Origin of the sequence: Lysinibacillus sp. 1 U-2021 (genome assembly GCF_029916965.1) — a bacterium.
In the GTDB taxonomy this organism is placed as follows: Bacteria; Bacillota; Bacilli; order Bacillales_A; family Planococcaceae; genus Lysinibacillus; species Lysinibacillus capsici.
In genome coordinates, this window is sequence record NZ_CP123966.1 from 1,774,664 (window position 1) to 1,794,949 (window position 20,286).

Below are 20,286 nucleotides of genomic sequence, written 5' to 3' on the forward strand. Positions count from 1 at the left end.
CCCCCTATCGGTCTTTTAGTCTTTTGAACACTTCTAGGGTTTCTGGATCGTTCAGGCGTTCTTCAAGTGATTTACTTTTCTCACCCAAGAAACGTTCAAAGTCTCCTTCAGGTACAGCTCGCACATATGCTTCCAGTTTTTCATGTAAAGCATCGCGAAAACATAAGTCTCGGCTTGCCATTTTCGTTCGCACATCAACCAACATTGGTTCATATAGAGGATGTTTTTCCATAGTGGTTAATATGGCTTCAGCTTCTTTGTATGTGAGTTTCCTACCTATCTGGAGTGACTTTTGTTTTATCTCATGAGCCAAACCAGCTTCGAAACTGGCAATCAGCGTCAACACTTCAGAGTACATAGTGTCACGTATTTTATCGTGCTGATGGAGTTTTAATACGCTTCTGTACTCATTGGCATTTTCATGGAAAATGCTTTGATAAATCGCATTTGTTAGTTTTCCAAACTTCCAGCCATTGGCATCAACATATTCATTGAGGGCGTCAGTAAATTGCTTTCTGTAACTCTCTTCTTTAAAGGAGGCAACTAAGTAATCTTCGTCACGTTGGTTGATGAATTTCGTGTGACCACCGGCTCGTTCAGCAAGCGTATCAATCACTATATCTAACAGTCTAGTGCGAATTATTTTGGCTTGCTCGCTTTCGACAAGTAGCATTGCAAGGTTTAATACGGCTCTAAACTTAAACACTCCCAGCACTGAAGTCTTGGTACCCTCATTAATGAGGGCACCATCAGCTACTTCCTTGAATTCTTTTAGATTTTTACCTCTCAAAATGATGTAGCCATTGTTCTTCAGCTCATCCAAGTTGTTAGCTATATACCTCTCAATGGTCGCATCACTTACATCAAACAGATCTACCAGTTGATTCTTGGTAAAAACTCTTTCTCCATCGAACTCAACTCCGCCAAGAGCAAGGTGTTTTTCAGCATGTCGGAGTGCATAAGAGTTATTCAAAATATTTTGTCTGTCATGAGCAGAGGTTGTTAAATCTTTAGCCATGTTAACACCTATAAAGACGCAATAACGTGTATACGATAACATTGTTAATGCCAGTATGGGTAAGTGAACTTTTAGTCTGATTCATGCTGGTTTAGGATGGGGGTCTGAAAAACCGAATCTGGTACTATAACTATCTACATACCGACAATTTCTTACTGAGCAAACAGTGCTCGATAAATGCTCAATGATTGATAGCACCAGAAAAAACCGTGTACATAAGGGTGTACATAATCAAAAATCGCATTAGCAAGAAACCAGCCACAATGCGGCATTGAAGCCAATACTCTACAAACAGATTCAATATTGAGTAACTCGTAACACTAATTCTTACTTTTCAGCCTTCACAAATGCCGCCCACTCAAACAGAGCGGCATTTTTCTTCCCCGCAACTTCAATTCTGTTTTGCGTGCCTGCTCCAGATTTTGCGATGTTTTTTTGCCCAGCACACTGAGAACGTGAGATAGCAGAATGGTTGATTGGAGTGGAGCCAGCGTCACGCCTAGGGGATTTAGCGTCACTGAGGAGACCCTGGAGCGAGCGCAAGTGAGTGAAGCGGCTCATCGGACGCCCCCTGGAAAGGACGCTGGCGGAACGGAAATCAACCTCTCACCTTGCTAAAAGGTCTTTTTCTGCTAGTGACATGATCTTTTTCAACAACAGGAGGAGCCCCTTACGTAGTGTAAGGAGGCTCATCTTTCCTTTATGCTTCTGGTTCAGCAGTATTTTGTCCTGTTGCTTCCATCACTTCTGGTGTATCGTCCACTGTATCATCTTCCTGTACGTTTTCAGCAGCAGGTGGTGTAATCGTCACGAGTGTGTAGTCATCCTCTTGTAAAATTTCAAACGAGAACTGTTGACGAATATCTCCGACGTATAGAGAAGTCCCAATTGCAACATTTGTAACATCTATTTCAATGGTTTCTGGAATGTCAGTTGGCTTCACTTTAATACGCACTTCACGATTAGGCTGGAGCAGGAATCCGCCATCAGCAACTCCTACTGCATCCCCAATTACAGTCACTGGAATATCCACTTCTAGCTCCTCTGACATATTGATGGATTTAAAATCCACATGCTTAACATTCCCTTTTAATGCACAACGTTGTACCTCTGTCAAAACTGCATTAATCCGTTTTCCTTCAACATCTAATTGGAAAACACTTTTTGTGCCGTGTGTAGCTAACATTTTTGCAAAGGCTCTCGCATCTAACATAATCGCCGTTGATTCCATTTGAAAGCCGTAAACTACACCTGGAATGCCCCCATTTTGTCGAAGCTGTGTTAAAGAAGATTGTTGTCCCTTTTGACGTTTACTGGCAGTTAAAACCATATTCATCGAATATTTCCCCTTTCATGGAAACTAGTCTCATAAAAGGTTTTGCCTTTTCTATTGTATTTTATACATAGCAAGCAAGCGATTATTTGGTCAGCCTTGTAGTAATAATTTAAATTTTATTAGCGAAAAAACATAAAAAAACACCTCCTCTGTTCATGGAACAAAGGAAGTGTCTTACTGTCTTAATATAGTGCTATTTTTGTATGCAATAGCTCATGTAACTCATGCAATTTTTTAATTTCATAATGTGGTTCAATACCACTCGTATTTTCAACATTGCGGATGTTAAACCAGCATGTATCAATGCCTGACAGCAATCCGCCTTTAATGTCTGATGTCAAAGAATCGCCGATTATAAGCGTTTTAGCTTTATCAAAATGCTCAATCCGCTCAAATACATAATCAAAAAAGGCAGGCATTGGTTTTTGATAGCCCGTTTGCTCGGAGATAAAGATGCCTTTAAAATATTGTGCTAAATCGGCATCCACTAGTCGTTTATTCTGTGTCAACGTTACGCCATTTGATACGACATACAAATGATAGTGATTGGCTAGTTGAGCGATGACTTCATAAGCTCCCTCTACATAATGATGTGCTTCCTGTAAGTATTTTTGGAATAACGATTCAAAGTAGACACCATCGACCTCCATCCCAAATTCCTTTAAAGCAATCGCAAATCTTGTATTATGTAGTGTATTTTTGGTCACTTCCCCACGCTCAAAAGCTCGCCACATCGATTCATTAATTTCTTTGTAACGCGCTATCATCTCGGGCGTAGTGGCTATCTTTTCCTCGCTGAACATGCGGTCAAGTGCTGCATTTTCAGCTAAATCAAAATCTAGTAATGTATCATCTACGTCAAACAATAATATCTCATATTTCGTCATGTTCATTCCCACTTTCTTTAATGCATTATGACTTTTACTCTATATCATGATAACGTTTTTTATGAAAAATAACAGTAAAATGTCCTATGACAGAATATTAGAACATGTATGCGCTTTATACACATGCTTATCCGTCCATTGAAACGAGGGAACTTTTTCGATAATGGAAAAAAATGTTCGTCTAGCCCTAAAATAGCCCGTTCTGCAATTTCATATTTGAAATTATCGTTGAATATGAGACAATAGAATGCTAGAAAGGAAGATGTACGAAAGATGACGACCTTACAAAAACGAAAATGTTAGAGTAATTGCTTCCGTTGCAGGTTTTAGTATGAATGAACAATTAAGAGGTACTGGTGATTGGTATTTTAATACAAAGCCATATTAAGGAGGTTTATAGGTTTGCAAAAGTCTAGCATATTTAATAGAATTGCGTTAGTAGTGCTGTCTATTATGGTTATCGGGGTTCTTTATTCTTTCATTTGGCATAAAGAGCGTTTTGATAGACCAATTTGGATACAAGTTGTTATGACTTTTTGCTTTTTAATGTTGAGTATAAATAACTTCAGACTAAGGAAATACGCTATGGGTTGGGTTTTTGCTGGAGTAGTAGTAGCTTTTGGAATCAGTATATTTTGGGGCACTACTGCTGTTTAATCAAGCAACACCATGTCAGTAAACTTAGATCAGCCAACGATTTCTTGTTAATTTTTATGACAAAACTTCAAATTCAGATAAAGAGTAAAACGACTGTTTAAAAAGAATGGTCTTACAAAGACAAAGGCTCAAAGCTGTGAATAACAGGCTATAGGCCTTTTTCTTTGTATTAAGGTACAAGTAAATTGTGTTTTGACAAACTTTTAAATTTAAACTGAGTAGAAAAATTATATAGTATATATCGCTAAAAAACCTCCAATGGTTATTCCAATGGAGGTCTTCAATTCATTATTTAACTGAGCCACTAATAAATGTTTTATCAGGATAATACATATTCTTTACAATTACATTTGGTCCTAAACATTTGACTGCTGGACAGTGGCAATTAATTGATTTAGAAATATTGGAATCTAACCACCGTTCGTAAATTTGAGGTAATGATTCATTTTTTATATTTCCGAAAGCCGAACCGTCATCTGAGAAATCCGTAACCGATATATCCCCTGTGAAAATATTTAAATTCATTCTTGATCGTCCATCAACATCATTTCTGATTGTTATATTATGTTCACTATTGATTCGCTTGATTAACGCTAAATCTCGCTCATCTTGACTACAAGGGTAAAATGGCAATGTACCAAACAATACCCATATGTCTTTATTTCTATAATCAAGAATTTCATTCACAACTTTTCTGTATTCCTCCAAACTAATAACTTCTAAATTTTCAGCGAAGTCACTAGCATACATAGGATGAATTTCGTGTCGCTTACATAACATTTCGTTAGCCACTTCATTATGAATTTTTTCCATATAGGGTACAGTATTACGATTTAACATTGTTTCTGCTGATACAAACATCCCTCCTTTGGAAAGTTCCCTTGCATTGTCGAAAATATTACGATATAAATTGCCTCTATATTCAATTGAAGGTTGCTTTTCCATCATAGCGAAGCCTGTTTCAACAAATTCTTTTTCATCACACCAGTTATGTGATATGTGCATAACATCTAGATAAGGAGCAATTAATTCGTAATGAGACATAGGCAAAGTTAAATTCGAATTAATTTGCGTCTTAATTCCCCTACCCTTAGCGTATTTCAAAAGTGGTAACAAATTTTCCTTTATACCCTTTTTAGTCATTAAAGGTTCTCCACCTGTAAAACTCATTGTACGTAAAGTTTCCACCTCATCTAACTTGTGGATAATTTCTTCTGTAGGTAATGCTGGTAATTCTTTGGTTAATAATGTGTAGCCAACTGCACAATGCGAACATCTCATATTACATAAATGTGTTGTAGTAAATTCAATATTTGATAAAGTTAATTTCCCATACCTATCAATGTCATGGTAACTTTCCCATTCATCATGAGTTTTCTGTACTGTAAACATATAAAAAACTTCCTTTCCATGCTTATAATTTTCGCACAGATAAAATAATTTTTAAAGTGCATTTATTTATAAATTATCTCGGAATCGAACTTAATCTTTATTATAACTTTTTTATTATTTTGTTTACATCTGCTCTATTTCTGACAACTCTATCTTCGTATCCTCTTTTATCTTCTATACAATTAATTTTTCTTGCGCCACTGTAATTACAAGGAGTTTAAATTATATGCTTTTATTTTCGATTTACAGTAAACAGGCGATGTGATTGTTACCGACTTTGGTGACACACCAGCCCTCGGCACTATTGTACATGACGAACTACCATTGATTTTTGATAAATGGATGGCAACCGACTTGGCAAAATCACTTAACTGCCACTGTCCAGCAGTCAAATGCTTAGGGCCAAATGTACTTGTAAAAAATATGTATTATCAAGATGCCGCGTTTGTGAGTGGCTCTGCTCGTGTATACGTTCATCGATAAAGAAAGAAACTCCATGTTGAACAAAGACTGATCAACATGGAGTTTCTTTTATATATGGCGTTATAGATTGTAGGTTGTCCTTATACCTGTTCTTTAAGGCATTATATATAATTGTTCGATCGTAAGTGAGGAATCCGCCTCTTGATTTTTCTTGTCTTCGGAAATGATTTTCCCTTCATAAATCAATCCACCTGTACGTAAATCAACGATAGACAACCACTGTCCATCAGAAACACGATATATTAAATAAAATTTTCCCTCTGCTATACGTAAATATGGAGCATCATTCTCATTCGTAATGCTTGAATATTGAAGGGTTAAGGGGTCTTCCCACTGTTTCTTTTCAATATGATATCGATTCAGCGTTAAACCATTGGCTGAATATACAGGAATGTATATCGTTTCTTTATGAATAAGCATTGACTTCCGATAGGGTTTTAATTCTTCTGGCATAGTCCATTCCTCTGCTTCATTCTTGGCATTATTATAGAGATATATTTGACTAGAGATAATTTCTGGCTCAGTACCTTCTTTTCGATCACTATATTTTTCTACCATATATAAATAATAATTTTCGTTTTGAGTAGTAGTATTGTTTTCATTAAAAATACGGATACTGGAAGTGCCTCTTTCTTCTGACACTAATTCTGCAAGGATGTCGTCCTTTACTAATTCCTTCTTGTTCTCATCAATCGTATAGACATGCAACTCTTCCCTACCTTTTATAAGATAGTTGGCTGATAAATAGTTTGTTGTTAATATATTTATTTTTCCATTCCCTACGTAGACGTCATTTACATTAATCCAATCATAGCTTGCTTTGACTGGTATATCGATCTTAAAGGAAGAACTATCATTTGTTTTTTTATCAAGTGTATCAATTTGAAGCGTTATAACATTGCCTCTAGCTTCTTTTCGACCATCATCTAGAAATATTGTGTAAGTCAAATGTGATTTGTCTTCATAATATTTTCTTGGATCAAATTCTTTCCCACGCATAAAATTACGGTGTTCCTCAATATATTTTCGAAGAATCATAGGTTCATTCGGTGCCATCAAATCTCTAAAAAAAGACTGACTATTGGGATTCGTGGAACCATCCTTTGATATGTACAACATATGATAAAGATCATTACTTTGATAACTTGTTTGAAGAATAAGATTTTCAATTTCTTCCTTATTTCCGCTGATCGTTTCAATTTTATAGGTTCTATCATTTTTAGAAGCCATTGCTGTTTTTTGGATATAGTAAGAACTGATAAACACCACGATGAAGAAACTAATACTGATTGTTTTCCAATATTTTTTCATTGTTATACCTCCTCTAGACCCTGATTTTATATTTTAGTAAATGATTCGCAATCCAAATGGCACTGCCTAAAACAATCGTGCTCGTAACCAGTACCATTAAGAAAATTTCAAGTGGGTAAAAGTAATTTGTATAAACATTAACTAATAGGATTGGAGCAAAAAATACCCCAAGTGACAGTAAGCCATAAAAAATAGCGTAAAAAATCCCTTTTAAACCATAACTCCGCTCAATTAAAATCGCGGTAAATATTACTGCCACGAAAAGTAACCCAAGTGCATAAACCAAAATAAACTCTGTAAAGCTAGTCGGATACAGCCACCTCCACATATTTAAAGTAGAACTAGCATAAATTGAGAAATTTGATTGGAGGTCTATTGGTATAATCTTATTCACTATTTGTTTTTCCATCAAAATTAGCAAGATTTGCAAAGCAATCAAGCCAAGAACTAAAAGCATAATCGTCGTTAATTTCGCAAAATAAATGGCGATTCTTTCAGTTGGTAACATGAATAATCTGTAAATAAATGTATTTTTACCAAACCAATCTCGATACCAAATAAAGAAAACATAGATCATCAACATGGCGATACAAAAAAAGATTGGCAGCAGAAACCATTCTGAATCAGTGAATCGATCGAAAGAAAAAGTCCCGTATTGCTCCACATACTGGTTCATGGATAACTGGTTTTCTGCCATCAACTGTTTAGCATTTTTCATATAGGTTTGTGAGATAATTCCCGCTCCTATAAGCTGGCTGAGCATGGTCAAGCCTATTAAAATCAAATACAATTTAAAAAATCGATTTACTTCAAAATTAACAAGTTTTAAATAGTTTTTCATGCTCGATATACCTCCCTCATCACATCAACCACTGATTTCCCTTCATTTTCACGTACTTCCTCCACGCTAAATTCCCTCAATACTGCACCGTCATCCATAAGGACTGCTTTATCAATCAAATGCTCAATATCACTAATTTCATGCGTTGTTATAATGACACCACGTTCTTCAATTAAATGGCTTGTAAACACCTCTGCAATCTGCTCACGAGAGAAAATATCAATGCCAGAGAATGGTTCATCCATCAGTAAATAATCGACATCAAGTGACAATCCCAGTAGCATATTCACTTTTGCTGTATTTCCTTTCGATAAGTTAGCAATACGTTCATTCGGATCAAGTTTAAAAAATTGTAATAATTCTTCTGCCCTCTGAGGATTCCAGCTTTTATAAAAATCAGCCATGAACGCAAAAGCTTCATTGATTTTCATTTGTGGCAACATCGTTATTGTGTCTGGGATGAAGGTTATTTTTTCAAAACTTTCTTTTGTGATTTTTTCTCCATCCATTAAAATTTCACCACTATTAATTGGGGTGAGCGCCATAATAGCTTTCATAATGGTCGTCTTACCTACACCATTTATTCCTATTAAACAAGTAATCTCTCCTTTTTCTGCAGTAAAAGAAATGTCTTTTAAAACCTGTTTCCTGCCGTATTTCTTGTTAATATTTTTTACTTCTATCATTTCGATTCCTCCGCTTCTCCGCTTTCGGCATCATGTTTTTTCTTTACAAGTTCCAATACTTCGGCTAAAGGCACATCGATAGATTTAATAGAGCCTAAAAATAAGTCAACCGCTTCGATAATCAATTCCTCACGAACATTTTTAAGGACTGCTTCATCTTTCGTAATGCAGCTAGGCATATTCCCCTCTGTAAAAATCAATCCTTGTTCCTCCATTTCCTTATAAGCTCGTTGTGCAGTATTTGGGTTAATCTTTAACTGATTGGCTAATTCCCTTCTGGATGGAATCTCCTGACCTGGCTCATAAAATCCCTTGGCAATTTGTTCTTTCAAATGCCGAATCACTTGGACATACACCGGGTCCCGATTATTAAAATTTATAGTCAAATAACTCAACTCCTCAAAAATTAATTCCGCGTATTAAACACTTAATACACAGTATGTAGAATGATGGGTTGCACCTATCAACATGGACATATTTTTTCTCACGTTAACACCTCAGCGTATTAAGCACTTAATACACCGACAATAAAAAAATGTATTAAGCATATAATACACTTCTTGAAATGTATTATATGCTTAATACACATTTTAAGTCAACCACATTTATGGAAATATCTATCAATAATTAAAATAACAGCCAGTTTTAGCATGTACATCATGGATGCAAATATACTTTTCTTCAAACAGACGAGTGTTTTTATCTTCATTGTTAACTGGTAATGACTGTATGTTTTCTTGTATTTACTTCTTTAGCACAAAAAATTAAATTTTATGGTCACTAGAGGTATAAGAAATAGAGGTAGGGTTATACTATTAAAGATTTCACTTCAAATCCAATGACTAGGAGGGTTAACCCGATGAGTGCGATTGATCGATAACTCAGAAGGACCATCAAAACTGAATAAGCTAAAGTACAGATTTCTTAGGAATATCTTAAGATCCTATGCGGAAGCGAGGCAGTGTGTCATGGAGCAGAAAATGTAAGTGGTAATCAGACCCGGAAGTAAATTTCCGGGTTTTTCTAATTGTAAAATCGCTATTCTATTTCAGCTAAATACATAAAAGCCATATTCATCTGAATATGGCTTTTCCTCTTATCTGATTAATTCCTTCGCAAGGAATCTATAGGTATTTAAACGACTTTCTAATGCATATTGATTGCAATTTAGCATCACTTCATCAAAGCCATAGCGTTCTTGCTCAGCGCTTAAAAAAGCAGCAATATCTTGGGGTGTCCCGACAAGATTCGCCTTGCGATTATTGTCAATCGTCAATTTATCCATTTCAGTTAATGGATAATCTTTCGCTTCTTCGGGTGACATTGTTTGAATGATTTGCCCTTTCATTAATTGAAGACGAGAAATATCAATCGGTTTAGCTAAATATTCCGCTTCTTCTAGGGTTGGGGCAACTGTTGCTGCATATGTCACAATGATTTGTGGTTTATCCATATAATAAGAAGGCGTAAAATAGGCTTTATAGGCATCAAAGATATCCTTTGACATATTGCCCGTGAAAAATTGTGCATACGAATAGCCTACTCCCAGCTGGCCAGCCTGCATTGCGCTCTGACCACTAGAACCTAGTAACCAAGCCTCTGGTAATGAAATATGAGCAGGAGCTGCAACGACTTGATCATAGACATGTTCACCTGTTTTTTGATTATTCATTAGCTTTAATATGATTTCTAGCTTATCATACTGTTCTGTGAAGCGTTGTCGTCTTCCCTCTGCCAAGGCATAGATAGCGGCATGATCACCACCAGGAGCTCTCCCCACACCAAAATCAATACGATTGGGTGCCAGCCCCGATAATGTTTTAAAGACCTCTGCTAGCTTATAGGGTGAATAATGCATCATCATGACACCACCCGTACCAATGCGAAGCCGCTGTGTTTTAGCAGCTAAAAAAGCAGCAGTTACTTCAGGAGCTGAACTCGCCAATGACTGGCTATTATGGTGTTCAGCAAGCCACATACGGTGATAGCCAAGCTCTTCACCTAGCAATGCCAGCTGTTCTGTACGTTGGAAGGCCTCTTCTGCAGAATGACCTTTTGGAATCGGCATTTGATCTAAAATACTTAATCTCATGTAAAACATCCTCTCTGTCTCTAGCTCCCCCTTTTACTGTAATACAGTTTGGATGATTTACAAAATAAAAAACCTTACTCATAAGCTAGTTGTTTCTTTTCCCAAGTGTGATAGACCATGCCAACAAGCTTTTGTTGTTGTTGCTGGTTTAATACGACTTCTTTAAATTTCATTGCCTCTAGGGAAAATTGCTGCGTTTGTTCGTTCACGACAAATTGGAGAATAGCATGTCCTTTTTCGTCTTGAAACGTAATATCACCTGATAATTCTACAACTTGCTCCCCAGTTTTTGCTTCATAATAGCGCCAGTAAGGTTCATAAAAAGCGTAATTAAACGCATTTCGAACTGTGACATCTGAAAAATTCTCCAAATAGCCTTCCTTTACGGTATCAATATACTCATGATCTGTTATATCTTTTTTTGCATTAAAGACATACCCTACAAGTACGCCCATAAACACAACACAGAGAAATACACGTATATGATTTCCTAAACTCATGTCATCACGTCCCCTTTACGTAAAAACACCATTATCTACATAATACATCAAAATAATGACTCCAAGTAGAATTTTTTTGAGTTATGTAGAAATTATCGTCATTTCAAATCGAATCACTTCATTTATTTCTATTAAAAAATAGCAGCTAGAGTGTTTACAGCCTATCCTCAGTTCGCTACTATCAGATTATTATGATAGAAAAGAGATGACCTATTGTGCCTTTTGATTTAGATTTAGATGTAAATATTTTATTAATTTTAATCCTCTTCGGTTTTTTAGCAGCCTTTATTGATTCAGTGGTTGGAGGAGGTGGGCTTATCTCATTACCAGCTCTTATGTTCGTTGGTCTTCCTCCCTCTGTTGCCGTAGCAACCAATAAATTGGCAGGTACAATGGGTTCCCTTACTAGTACAGTGACATTTTATCGCTCTGGTAAACTAGATATAAAAGCCGTCTATAAGCTATTCCCCTTCGTCTTTTTTGGCTCTATGCTGGGTGCTTGGATTGTCCACTTAATGGACCCAAGTGTACTGAAGCCATTAATGCTGATTATGCTTGCAGTCGTTGCCATTTATACCATCTTTAAAAAAGACTGGGGCAGTATGACCACCTTTAAACAATTAACTCCTAAGCGTTCTATTATTTTTGTTTTCGTGATTACACTTATTGGCTTTTATGATGGCTTTTTAGGTCCTGGGACAGGCTCGTTTCTACTCTTTGCTTTTCTCATAGTTGGCTATGATTTTTTACAATCAGCAGGAAACGCCAAATTTTTAAATTTCGGCAGTAATGTAGCTGCCCTCCTTATGTTTATATACTTAGGACAAATAAATTATGCCTATGGACTACCAATGGGTCTTGCGCAAATTGCAGGAGCTATTGTTGGTTCAAAATTTGCCATTAAACGCGGCAGTGGCTATGTACGTAAATTATTTATCGTTGTGACCATTCTATTACTCTTGAAAAATACATATGACTATTTTTCATGATCAGCCGTTATACTAACGTATGCCAATACTATAGAAGGATCAAACTTATCTCAATTGGGGTAAGTTTTTTTCATGGTATCAACTTTTTCCCTCTCCTCGTACGTCTAGTAAATGTATACAATTTGATAATGTTAAAAAGGAGCTTCTTTGGACATGAGAACAAGAAATGCATTTCAACATGAAGAGGTGTTTGTCCAATTCATTCGAGAACAAAAAGAGCGTTTTTATTTGCTCGCGTATAGCTATACAAAAAATGAACAGGACGCACTAGATGTTGTACAAGACAGTATCCAAAAAGCCATGCTTTCATTAGATCGACTTGAAAATGTGACCTATATGAAAAGCTGGTTTTATAAAATAGTTGTCCGTACAGCCATAGATTTTTTACGTAAGCATAAACGCTTACAAGTGACAGATGATGATACATTACAATATTTAACACCTGCTCAAGAGGATGTTTATGAGAATGTTGACTTGGAGCATGCGTTGGATGAACTCCCGCAAATGTATCGAGAGGTTGTCATTCTCCATTATTTCGAGGATTTAAAACTCGCTGACGTGGCGAACATCCTCGACATTAAGTTGAGTACAGCCAAATCGCGTCTTTATAAAGCATTAAAACTATTGAAAATCCAATTGGAAGATGTGAAGGGAGAAACTGCACATGGATAAAAAATTACAGGAGTTAGAAAAACAATATATGAAAGTCCCGATTCCAAAAGAGCTAGACTTCGTGGTTGAAAAAGCACTTAAGCAAGGTCGAAAAAAGAAAAAAAATCGTACACCTCAATGGGTCCTTGGATCTGCCGCTGCAGCCATGCTATTTACAGCTGGTTTAAATGTAAATCCTGCAATGGCCCGCACACTCTCAGAAATTCCCGTGGTTGGTAGTGTGATAAAAGTATTGACTTGGACAGAATATGAAGTGGCTGAAGATAATTATGATGCCAACATTAAAGTACCTTCTATTGAAAACTTAGAAAATCAAGATCTGGCGAATACATTAAATGAAAAATATCGTGCAGAAGGTAAGACACTTTACGATGAATTTATGGCAGAAGTGGGCGATTTAAAATTAAATGGCGGTGGTCATTTAGGTATTGATAGTGGCTACGAAATCAAAACTGATAACGAACAAATTTTGTCGATTGGCCGTTATGTAGTGAATACCGTTGCTTCTTCTTCAACGGTGATGGAATACGATACGATCGATAAAGAAAACGAAATTTTAATTACTTTACCTATGCTCTTTAAAGATCAACACTATATTGAAACAATTAGTGAAAATATTAAAGAACAAATGCGTACACAAATAGCTGAATCGAATCAAGATAAAGTTTATTGGGTAAAGGGTGCTGGCCTTGCCGATGAAGCGTTAATGGAGGAATTTACAACTATTAAACCTGATCAGCAATTCTACATTTCTGATAAAGGCAAGCTTGTGATTTCCTTTGATAAATATGAAGTGGCACCTGGCTATATGGGCGTTGTAGAGTTTGAAATCCCAACAGATGTCTTAAAAGACGATCTTGTAAGCACAAAATATATTCATTAATTTAGCTTACTTTTCCTATGACGAGGTATTGGATGATGGTGTCATCCAATACCTCGTTTTTTCATGAAACCATACCATTTTCTGCTTATAAAGCCGACTTTTTTTGTCAAAGCTAATATGTATCAATCAATGTTAGAGGGTTTTCAACATGAAAAGTGTAGGATCAATCAGTATTTTACATGTCATCTTCCTATCAATGACTGTTATTGGCTTAAAAAATCATGTAACCATTATTCCTCCACTACTAGATGTGGCCAAAAGAGATGGCTGGCTATCCGTATTATTTGCTGGAGGAATTATTTTCTTTTGGCTATTTTTATTAGTATATATTCAATCAAAATCTAATCAGGAGCCCATCCGAGATTGGCTCGATTCAAAAATAGGGAAAATTGGCTCTACTATTGTTATTTATACAGTTGCTATTTTTTTAATGATTATCGCAGCTTTTACAATGGTTGAAACACTGCAATGGATTAATACTACATTTTTACCACAAACCCCTGTGATCATCTTACTATTTATCTATACCATTCTGTGTATTCTTCTTGTGACGACTAGCTTACAGACGCTCGTTATTTTAAACGTTTTTGTATTATTCGGAGTAGTTATCTTTGGCTTTTTCGTTGCCTTTACGAACATGCAGGTGAAAGATTATGAATTATTACGTCCATTTTTTGAACATGGATTCCAGCCTGTCTTGCGAGGCATGATTTTCCCTGCATCAGGGTTTATCGAGCTTTTAATGTTGCTATTTTTACAGCATCAATTTAAGGAACGTATTCGCTGGTACCACTTTGCTATTATGCTGGCCATTTTAGTAGGACTGACATTAGGACCTTTAATTGGAGCCATTACAGAATTTGGACCGAATGAAGCGGCTAAGCAACGCTATCCTGCCTACGAAGAATGGGGATTAGTGACAATTGGTCGCTATATCGAGCATCTTGACTTTTTCTCCATTTATCAATGGCTGACAGGAACCTTTATTCGTGTTAGTTTCCTTTTGTACATTGTGGTAGATTTATTGAAGATGACAGGAGATCCGAAGCGTATATGGCAAATGCTCGCTCCTCCCTTCTTTATTCTTTGTTTACCATTAATCATGCTAAATGAAAGCCTATTTTTAAAGGTAAAAGGACATTATATTCTTGCAGCCACTTTTATTTTTTTCTTTTTACTGTCAATATTTTTCGTAGTCGTAGCTTTCTTGTCGGATAAATCTTCTAAAAAGGGGAAAACTGAAAAACAAGATAGGAAAAGTGGTGAATCATAATGCCTCAGCAAGAACAAGCGCTAGATCTTAGTACGCTCAGAAAATTATTTCAAAAATCAGCAGATATTCAATTTCAGGAATATATGTTTAATCAGCAGAAAGTACACTTTATTACGTGTGATGCTATGATTGATCAACAAATGCTTAATGAAGTGATTATTCAACGTATTCAATATTTATATGATCATTTGGATGAGGTTCCCTTTGAAGAGAATATCGCAAGGCATCTTCATGTTCCAAGTATTCAAAAAGTACAAGACAAGGAACAGCTAATAACTTTTGTCTATAGTGGCTTCTTGTTGTTGTATTTTGACGAAGACAATCTTTTATATGCAAGCAATATTGCCCAAAAGCCGAATCGCCAGCCTGAAGAAACGCGCATGGAGGTTCTTGTTAAAGGGCCAAGAGATAATTTCATTGAAGATATTCGCGTCAATATCGCACTCATAAGAAAACGTTTGCCGACCAATTCATTTTGTGTGGAAAAAGTGGAGCTTGGGAAACGATCAAAAACTACGGTAGCCATTCTTTATTTTGATGATATTGTGGATATGGATATTTTACATGGCATCAAAAAGCAGCTTGCTGCTGTTGATACAGATATTGTTTTTAGTGGCGATTTATTGATGGAACGGGTGAATAAAAATTCCAAGCTTTTTCCGAAGTTTGATTATACGGGACGACCTGATTATGCGGTTCAGGCCTTAGCGAGAGGACGTTTTATTATTTTTGTAGATGGCGTCGCCTATGCTATCATTACCCCTGTCAATTTGTTTCTCTTACTGAAATCAGCTGAGGATAATGAATATCCTATTATTTTCAGTTCACTCGAACGATTATTAAGAATATTCGGTATTCTAATCGGATTACTACTCCCTGCATTTTGGCTTGCCTTGACAACCTATCACCAAAACCAATTGCCGCTTCAACTACTCGCAACCGTCGTGCAAGCGAAGGCTGGCTTACCGCTCCCCTCTTCGCTTGAAATGTTGCTCATGTTGCTGATGTTTGAATTATTTCGTGAAGCAGGCTTGCGTCTCCCTTCCGTTATTGGTGGGACCATCAGTGTTGTAGGTGGATTAATTATTGGGGATGCAGCCATTCGAGCAGGTGTAACGAGTCCTGAAATGATCGTTGTCATCGCTATTTCTACCATTGCTTCCTTCACATTAGTGAATCAGTCACTTGTTACTTCAGTTAGCATATTACGCGTTGCCTTTATCTTTGCTAGTGCCTTTTTCGGGTTATTTGGCTTCTTTGTTTCTTTATACCTGACACTGCTTTATTTAAGTAATATTCGAATTTACGGCTACTCTTACATGAACCTAGCAACAGATCTAAATTGGGCAACCATTAAAAAATCCATCTTTCGATTATCACCCAAAGGCTATACAGAGCGGAACAAAGCGCTTGCTCCTCAAGATTATACACGAACTTCAAAAGGGCATGAGAACAAAGATTCTCCAAATAAAAACAAATAGCATCCCTATCGATTGTGAAGGGATGCTATTTTTATTCGCTCAACTATTTTGGACTCTTTCTTTGATAAGGTCCAGTACACTTTCCCAATGACCTTTCATTTCTTCTCGTACTATTTGATCAGAAAGATGTTCTTGATGAAAGCTAATGGTTGTTTTATTACGCTCTTTGGGTAAAATACGGATTTGTACGGTAGATGGTTTTGACCACTCTTCCTTTTGCCAAGTCAATCGAAGCTGCTCTAATGGTTTAACAATCCTGATTTCGCCTGTCCCTGTCTTTGAATGGAATTTGTACCCAGGTTCGAATATAACTGAAGTGTCTTCCCCCAGCCATGTACGTACTCCTTCTGTTGTCGTAATCAATGCCCATGCTTGCTCCTGCGAAATTGGAAATGTCCTTCTAACCCCGATTTGAAAACCCACACTTTTCGTTTGACCGATGATTCTCTCGTTATCCATTGCTTCACCCCTATTTTATGACCTTTATTGTGAACTGTAATGTTCTATTCGATTTACCTGCTAAACATTCCTTCTATGATTCATAAATGAATGTTCCATTTTCCATATTAAAGATTTGACCTGTTACCCTATGCATATTCGATGGCATTACCTTCAATCGATTCCCTCTTTCCACATAAACCTTCACTATGCATGTCAGTGTCCTTTGGCTACCACATAAGCAGTAGGACAAGTAACTAAGGGAAGCAACCAAAAAAGGGAAATTGTTTTAAAAAACAATCTCCCCCTCCTTCATTTACGTCAATTCCACAAACTCTTTCTGAACGCTTTGTTCTGTTTGTCCCTTGCGAAATTGAATATGATGAAGCTTTGCAAAAATCCCATTTTGAGCCACTAGCTCATCATAGGTACCATCCTCTTCAATGCCCTTCGGTGTCACAACTAATACGCGATCGGCATTGCGAATAGTTGCCAGTCGATGGGCAATAACTAGTGTTGTACGATTTTCAGCAAGCTCTGTTAACGATTGCTGAATAATCATTTCTGTTTCTGTATCTAAGGCAGAGGTTGCCTCGTCCAAAATTAAGATAGGCGGGTTCTTTAGGAACATACGAGCAATCGCTAGTCGTTGCTTTTGTCCTCCTGATAATTTTAAGCCACGTTCACCTATTTGTGTATCATAGCCATCGGGTAGCTCAGCAATAAATGCCTCTAGATGTGCTTTTTTCGCTGCCTCTCGAATTTCCGCTTCACTTGCATCTAATTTTCCATAGGCAATGTTTTCACGAATCGTACCTGTAAATAAAAAGACGTCCTGCTGTACGATACCAATTTGAGCACGTAATGACGCTTGTGTCATATGACGTATATCGATACCATCAATCGTAATAGCGCCTTTTGTCACCTCATAAAATCGAGGAATCAATGAGCAGATTGTAGTTTTACCAGCACCCGAAGGCCCTACAAAGGCAATGGTTTGGCCAGCTTTTACATCAAATGATATATCATGTAAAACCTGTTTGGATGCATCATAATTAAAATGAACGTGATTGAAGGCAATATTTCCATCTAAATGTTTGATAACCTTTGCATCCTCACGATCTTGAATTTCTGGCTCCTGTTCAATTAATTCACGGAAGCGCTTAAAGCCAGCCATTCCTTTCGGATAAAGCTCTAATAAAGCACTAATTTTATCAATTGGTTTAATCAGGACATTCGTATATAAAACAAAGCTCACTAGCTCCCCATAAGATAATTTCCCATTAAAGCTTAGCCAAGCGCCGACCACTAACACCATTAATGTAAGGAGGCGCGTCATCATGTAAATACTGGAGTGTGTCCCTGCCATAATTTTATAGGCATATAATTTAGCCGTACGGAAAAATCCATTTTGCTCCTTAAAGCGTTTAATTTCAAAATCTTCATTTGTAAAGGATTTCACAACACGGACACCAGACACACTATCCTCTACACGTCCGTTCACATCAGCAATTTTGCCATACATCGTTTTCCAAGCATTGTTCATTTTTATATTACTAAATGTCACAAGCCATGTTAAAAATGGCACCATAATCGCTGCAATCAAAGCGAGTGTTGGATTGACATTAAACATAATGGCAAAGGCCCCAACAAAGGTCATGATCGCAATAAAGAGATCCTCTGGTCCATGATGGGCAAACTCACCTATATCAAACAAATCATTGGTAATGCGACTCATAATATGACCTGTTTTCGTATTATCAAAGAATCGGAAAGATTGCCTTTGTACATGCGTAAATAATTCCTGACGCATATCCGTTTCGATATTTATGCCTAGTTTATGCCCTAAATAGTTAACGATAAAGTTCAATAATGTACTAATGGCATAAACAAGCAGTAATAGGACACTTATTTTCACGATCATGCCCCAATCCCCTGTTGGCAATAACTCATCGATAAACCATTGAACAGCCAATGGAAACGCAAGCTCTAAGATTGCTACAATAATGGCACTCGAAAAATCGATGACAAACAATCGTTTATGTGGCTTGTAGTAGGAAAAAAATTTTCTATACATGTTTGTCTCCTCTCTAAGTTGTAAAAATTTTGCCTATCTTTTAATAGTACCATTTGTGCAAACGTAACGGAAAAGTATTTTTTCTCCATAGCAGTATATTTTTATTTACTTTTAAAATGTTGCATGTTACTATGTTAGTAAGAATTGAATAGCTTTTGACTTTATTGTCAAAGGGGAGTAGCTAGCAGATGCGATCGAAGCATCTGATTCACATTCGTCATTACATGGTATATTACCATCGGGTGTGATGGCATTTTTTGTCACACAGAACACTTTCTGTGCAACGAACAGTTAATTGCTTAGCAAGACCTTTGCCTATTTTTTAGGCAGGGGTCTTTTTCTTTTGCTTAAAATAGGGAAAGAATAAGTTAGCAAGCCATTCATTTCTGTTCAACAATTAAAGGAGGCAATAAATTTGGAGGCAATATTTTTAGAATACGCATGGGTACTTGTCGTATTAATTGTACTAGAAGGTTTGTTAGCAGCAGACAACGCCGTCGTAATGGCTGTTATGGTTAAGCATTTACCAAAGGCACAACAACAAAAAGCTTTATTGTATGGATTGGTGGGGGCATTTGTTTTCCGTTTTGCCGCATTATTCCTTATTACAACGCTCGTTAATTTCTGGCAGATTCAAGCAATAGGTGCAGCTTATCTACTGTTTATGTCTATTAAGCATATTTATGATTCGCGGAAAGCATCTCAAAACTCCGAAGAAATTCAAGAGCCGAAAAAACAATCTGGCTTCTGGATGACGGTTGTAAAAGTAGAACTTGCTGATATCGCATTTGCTGTGGATTCTATTCTTGCGGCGGTTGCCATTGCTGTCACACTTCCACATATCGGTGATTTTGATATTGGCGGTATTAACGCAGGTCAGTTCGCAGTGATGTTCTTAGGTGGTATTATTGGTGTCATCATGATGCGTTTCGCAGCTCGTTGGTTTGTAAAGGTTCTCGACAAATTCCCATCACTTGAAACAGCTGCTTTCCTAATTGTCGGCTGGGTTGGTGTAAAATTAGCTGTATTAACATTAGCACATGAAAAATTGGGTGTGATTCCACACGAATTCCCCCACTCCACTCTTTGGAAAGCTATTTTCTGGATTGTCTTAATTGCTATCGCATTAGGTGGCTACCTAATCGGTGTCAAAAATCAAAAGAAACAAGAACAATAATAATGAAAAATCGCTTCGATTACGATCGGGGCGATTTTTTTATTTTCTTAAAAGTATAAAAGAAGGTATTTTCTAATTGAGAACGAATATCAA

The 20,286-nt window shown here is 36.8% G+C and carries 20 protein-coding genes and 1 pseudogene; 8 read left to right on the plus strand and 13 right to left on the minus strand.

Annotation, left to right across the window (positions count from 1 at the left end; translation table 11 throughout):
* Positions 1-4 precede the first annotated feature (4 nt).
* The 4 genes from QH639_RS09070 to QH639_RS09085 form a co-directional block, all read right to left on the minus strand.
* Positions 5-1,018, minus strand: coding sequence for a hypothetical protein (locus tag QH639_RS09070; protein ID WP_001590894.1), 1,014 nt, complete (start codon positions 1,016-1,018; stop codon positions 5-7).
* Between the two features lie 327 nt (positions 1,019-1,345).
* Positions 1,346-1,579, minus strand: coding sequence for a hypothetical protein (locus QH639_RS09075; protein WP_281115966.1), 234 nt, complete (start codon positions 1,577-1,579; stop codon positions 1,346-1,348).
* A gap of 139 nt (positions 1,580-1,718) precedes the next feature.
* Positions 1,719-2,354, minus strand: a complete 636-nt coding sequence (locus QH639_RS09080) for a 50S ribosomal protein L25/general stress protein Ctc (RefSeq protein ID WP_048392414.1) — start codon at positions 2,352-2,354, stop codon at positions 1,719-1,721.
* A 182-nt stretch (positions 2,355-2,536) separates the two neighbouring features.
* A complete protein-coding gene (locus QH639_RS09085; protein ID WP_259419640.1) occupies positions 2,537-3,241 on the minus strand; it encodes a YjjG family noncanonical pyrimidine nucleotidase in 705 nt (234 codons plus the stop codon).
* Positions 3,242-3,643: 402 nt separating this feature from the next.
* Between QH639_RS09085 and QH639_RS09090 the strand changes: the two genes are divergently transcribed.
* Complete coding sequence (locus QH639_RS09090) at positions 3,644-3,898, plus strand: hypothetical protein (RefSeq protein WP_131521482.1); 255 nt, start codon at positions 3,644-3,646, stop codon at positions 3,896-3,898.
* A 288-nt stretch (positions 3,899-4,186) separates the two neighbouring features.
* Here QH639_RS09090 and yfkAB read toward each other — a convergent pair whose 3' ends face one another.
* Complete coding sequence (yfkAB, locus tag QH639_RS09095) at positions 4,187-5,290, minus strand: radical SAM/CxCxxxxC motif protein YfkAB (RefSeq protein WP_237898171.1); 1,104 nt, start codon at positions 5,288-5,290, stop codon at positions 4,187-4,189.
* Between the two features lie 252 nt (positions 5,291-5,542).
* Here yfkAB and QH639_RS09100 point away from each other — a divergent pair.
* Positions 5,543-5,773: pseudogene (locus QH639_RS09100) on the plus strand (radical SAM/CxCxxxxC motif protein YfkAB); the annotation flags it as partial.
* 93 nt (positions 5,774-5,866) lie between these two features.
* On the opposite strand, the gene QH639_RS09105 reads toward QH639_RS09100, so the two are convergent.
* The 6 genes from QH639_RS09105 to QH639_RS09130 all read right to left on the minus strand — a co-directional run bounded on the left by QH639_RS09105 (position 5,867) and on the right by QH639_RS09130 (position 11,203).
* The gene (locus QH639_RS09105; protein ID WP_131521484.1) at positions 5,867-7,084 is read right to left on the minus strand and encodes a hypothetical protein; all 1,218 of its coding nucleotides are present in this window, start codon (positions 7,082-7,084) and stop codon (positions 5,867-5,869) included.
* A 13-nt stretch (positions 7,085-7,097) separates the two neighbouring features.
* Complete coding sequence (locus QH639_RS09110) at positions 7,098-7,925, minus strand: hypothetical protein (protein ID WP_237898172.1); 828 nt, start codon at positions 7,923-7,925, stop codon at positions 7,098-7,100.
* Positions 7,922-8,611, minus strand: coding sequence for an ABC transporter ATP-binding protein (locus tag QH639_RS09115; protein ID WP_131521486.1), 690 nt, complete (start codon positions 8,609-8,611; stop codon positions 7,922-7,924). The genes QH639_RS09110 and QH639_RS09115 overlap by 4 nt, the downstream gene beginning before the upstream one ends.
* Positions 8,608-8,997, minus strand: coding sequence for a GntR family transcriptional regulator (locus QH639_RS09120; RefSeq protein ID WP_004230719.1), 390 nt, complete (start codon positions 8,995-8,997; stop codon positions 8,608-8,610). Before QH639_RS09120 ends, QH639_RS09115 begins: the two co-directional genes overlap by 4 nt.
* 710 nt (positions 8,998-9,707) lie before the next feature.
* The gene (locus QH639_RS09125) at positions 9,708-10,703 is read right to left on the minus strand and encodes an LLM class flavin-dependent oxidoreductase (RefSeq protein WP_131521487.1); all 996 of its coding nucleotides are present in this window, start codon (positions 10,701-10,703) and stop codon (positions 9,708-9,710) included.
* A 74-nt stretch (positions 10,704-10,777) separates the two neighbouring features.
* A complete protein-coding gene (locus tag QH639_RS09130; protein WP_048392403.1) occupies positions 10,778-11,203 on the minus strand; it encodes a hypothetical protein in 426 nt (141 codons plus the stop codon).
* Positions 11,204-11,418: 215 nt separating this feature from the next.
* On the opposite strand from QH639_RS09130, the gene QH639_RS09135 reads away from it, so the two are divergent.
* From QH639_RS09135 to QH639_RS09155, 5 genes are all read left to right on the plus strand, one after another.
* A complete protein-coding gene (locus QH639_RS09135; protein WP_281115967.1) occupies positions 11,419-12,192 on the plus strand; it encodes a sulfite exporter TauE/SafE family protein in 774 nt (257 codons plus the stop codon).
* 153 nt (positions 12,193-12,345) lie between these two features.
* On the plus strand, positions 12,346-12,864 hold the full coding sequence (locus QH639_RS09140) for an RNA polymerase sigma factor SigV (protein ID WP_004230723.1): 519 nt from the start codon (positions 12,346-12,348) through the stop codon (positions 12,862-12,864).
* Positions 12,857-13,747, plus strand: a complete 891-nt coding sequence (gene rsiV / locus QH639_RS09145) for an anti-sigma-V factor RsiV (RefSeq protein WP_281115968.1) — start codon at positions 12,857-12,859, stop codon at positions 13,745-13,747. Before QH639_RS09140 ends, rsiV begins: the two co-directional genes overlap by 8 nt.
* Before the next feature lie 148 nt (positions 13,748-13,895).
* Complete coding sequence (locus QH639_RS09150; protein ID WP_131521491.1) at positions 13,896-15,020, plus strand: GerAB/ArcD/ProY family transporter; 1,125 nt, start codon at positions 13,896-13,898, stop codon at positions 15,018-15,020.
* Positions 15,020-16,501, plus strand: coding sequence for a spore germination protein (locus QH639_RS09155; RefSeq protein WP_131521492.1), 1,482 nt, complete (start codon positions 15,020-15,022; stop codon positions 16,499-16,501). The genes QH639_RS09150 and QH639_RS09155 overlap by 1 nt, the downstream gene beginning before the upstream one ends.
* Positions 16,502-16,540: 39 nt before the next feature.
* Here the strand turns inward: QH639_RS09155 and QH639_RS09160 are convergent, their stop codons facing one another.
* Complete coding sequence (locus QH639_RS09160; protein WP_237898174.1) at positions 16,541-16,960, minus strand: SRPBCC family protein; 420 nt, start codon at positions 16,958-16,960, stop codon at positions 16,541-16,543.
* Between the two features lie 295 nt (positions 16,961-17,255).
* A complete protein-coding gene (locus QH639_RS09165; protein ID WP_131521494.1) occupies positions 17,256-19,016 on the minus strand; it encodes an ABC transporter ATP-binding protein in 1,761 nt (586 codons plus the stop codon).
* A gap of 415 nt (positions 19,017-19,431) precedes the next feature.
* On the opposite strand from QH639_RS09165, the gene QH639_RS09170 reads away from it, so the two are divergent.
* Positions 19,432-20,193, plus strand: coding sequence for a TerC family protein (locus tag QH639_RS09170; protein WP_016994674.1), 762 nt, complete (start codon positions 19,432-19,434; stop codon positions 20,191-20,193).
* The last annotated feature ends 93 nt before the right edge of the window (positions 20,194-20,286 follow it).

Coding starts and splice junctions, on each gene's coding strand:
- QH639_RS09165 (WP_131521494.1), bottom strand. CDS start 19,016: ATGTATAGAAAATTTTTTTCCTACTACAAGCCACATAAACGATTGTTT.
- QH639_RS09070 (WP_001590894.1), bottom strand. CDS start 1,018: ATGGCTAAAGATTTAACAACCTCTGCTCATGACAGACAAAATATTTTG.
- rsiV (WP_281115968.1), top strand. CDS start 12,857: ATGGATAAAAAATTACAGGAGTTAGAAAAACAATATATGAAAGTCCCG.
- QH639_RS09110 (WP_237898172.1), bottom strand. CDS start 7,925: ATGAAAAACTATTTAAAACTTGTTAATTTTGAAGTAAATCGATTTTTT.
- QH639_RS09105 (WP_131521484.1), bottom strand. CDS start 7,084: ATGAAAAAATATTGGAAAACAATCAGTATTAGTTTCTTCATCGTGGTG.
- QH639_RS09160 (WP_237898174.1), bottom strand. CDS start 16,960: ATGGATAACGAGAGAATCATCGGTCAAACGAAAAGTGTGGGTTTTCAA.
- QH639_RS09130 (WP_048392403.1), bottom strand. CDS start 11,203: ATGAGTTTAGGAAATCATATACGTGTATTTCTCTGTGTTGTGTTTATG.
- QH639_RS09115 (WP_131521486.1), bottom strand. CDS start 8,611: ATGATAGAAGTAAAAAATATTAACAAGAAATACGGCAGGAAACAGGTT.
- QH639_RS09155 (WP_131521492.1), top strand. CDS start 15,020: ATGCCTCAGCAAGAACAAGCGCTAGATCTTAGTACGCTCAGAAAATTA.
- QH639_RS09080 (WP_048392414.1), bottom strand. CDS start 2,354: ATGAATATGGTTTTAACTGCCAGTAAACGTCAAAAGGGACAACAATCT.
- yfkAB (WP_237898171.1), bottom strand. CDS start 5,290: ATGTTTACAGTACAGAAAACTCATGATGAATGGGAAAGTTACCATGAC.
- QH639_RS09075 (WP_281115966.1), bottom strand. CDS start 1,579: ATGAGCCGCTTCACTCACTTGCGCTCGCTCCAGGGTCTCCTCAGTGAC.
- QH639_RS09085 (WP_259419640.1), bottom strand. CDS start 3,241: ATGACGAAATATGAGATATTATTGTTTGACGTAGATGATACATTACTA.
- QH639_RS09140 (WP_004230723.1), top strand. CDS start 12,346: ATGAGAACAAGAAATGCATTTCAACATGAAGAGGTGTTTGTCCAATTC.
- QH639_RS09125 (WP_131521487.1), bottom strand. CDS start 10,703: ATGAGATTAAGTATTTTAGATCAAATGCCGATTCCAAAAGGTCATTCT.
- QH639_RS09150 (WP_131521491.1), top strand. CDS start 13,896: ATGAAAAGTGTAGGATCAATCAGTATTTTACATGTCATCTTCCTATCA.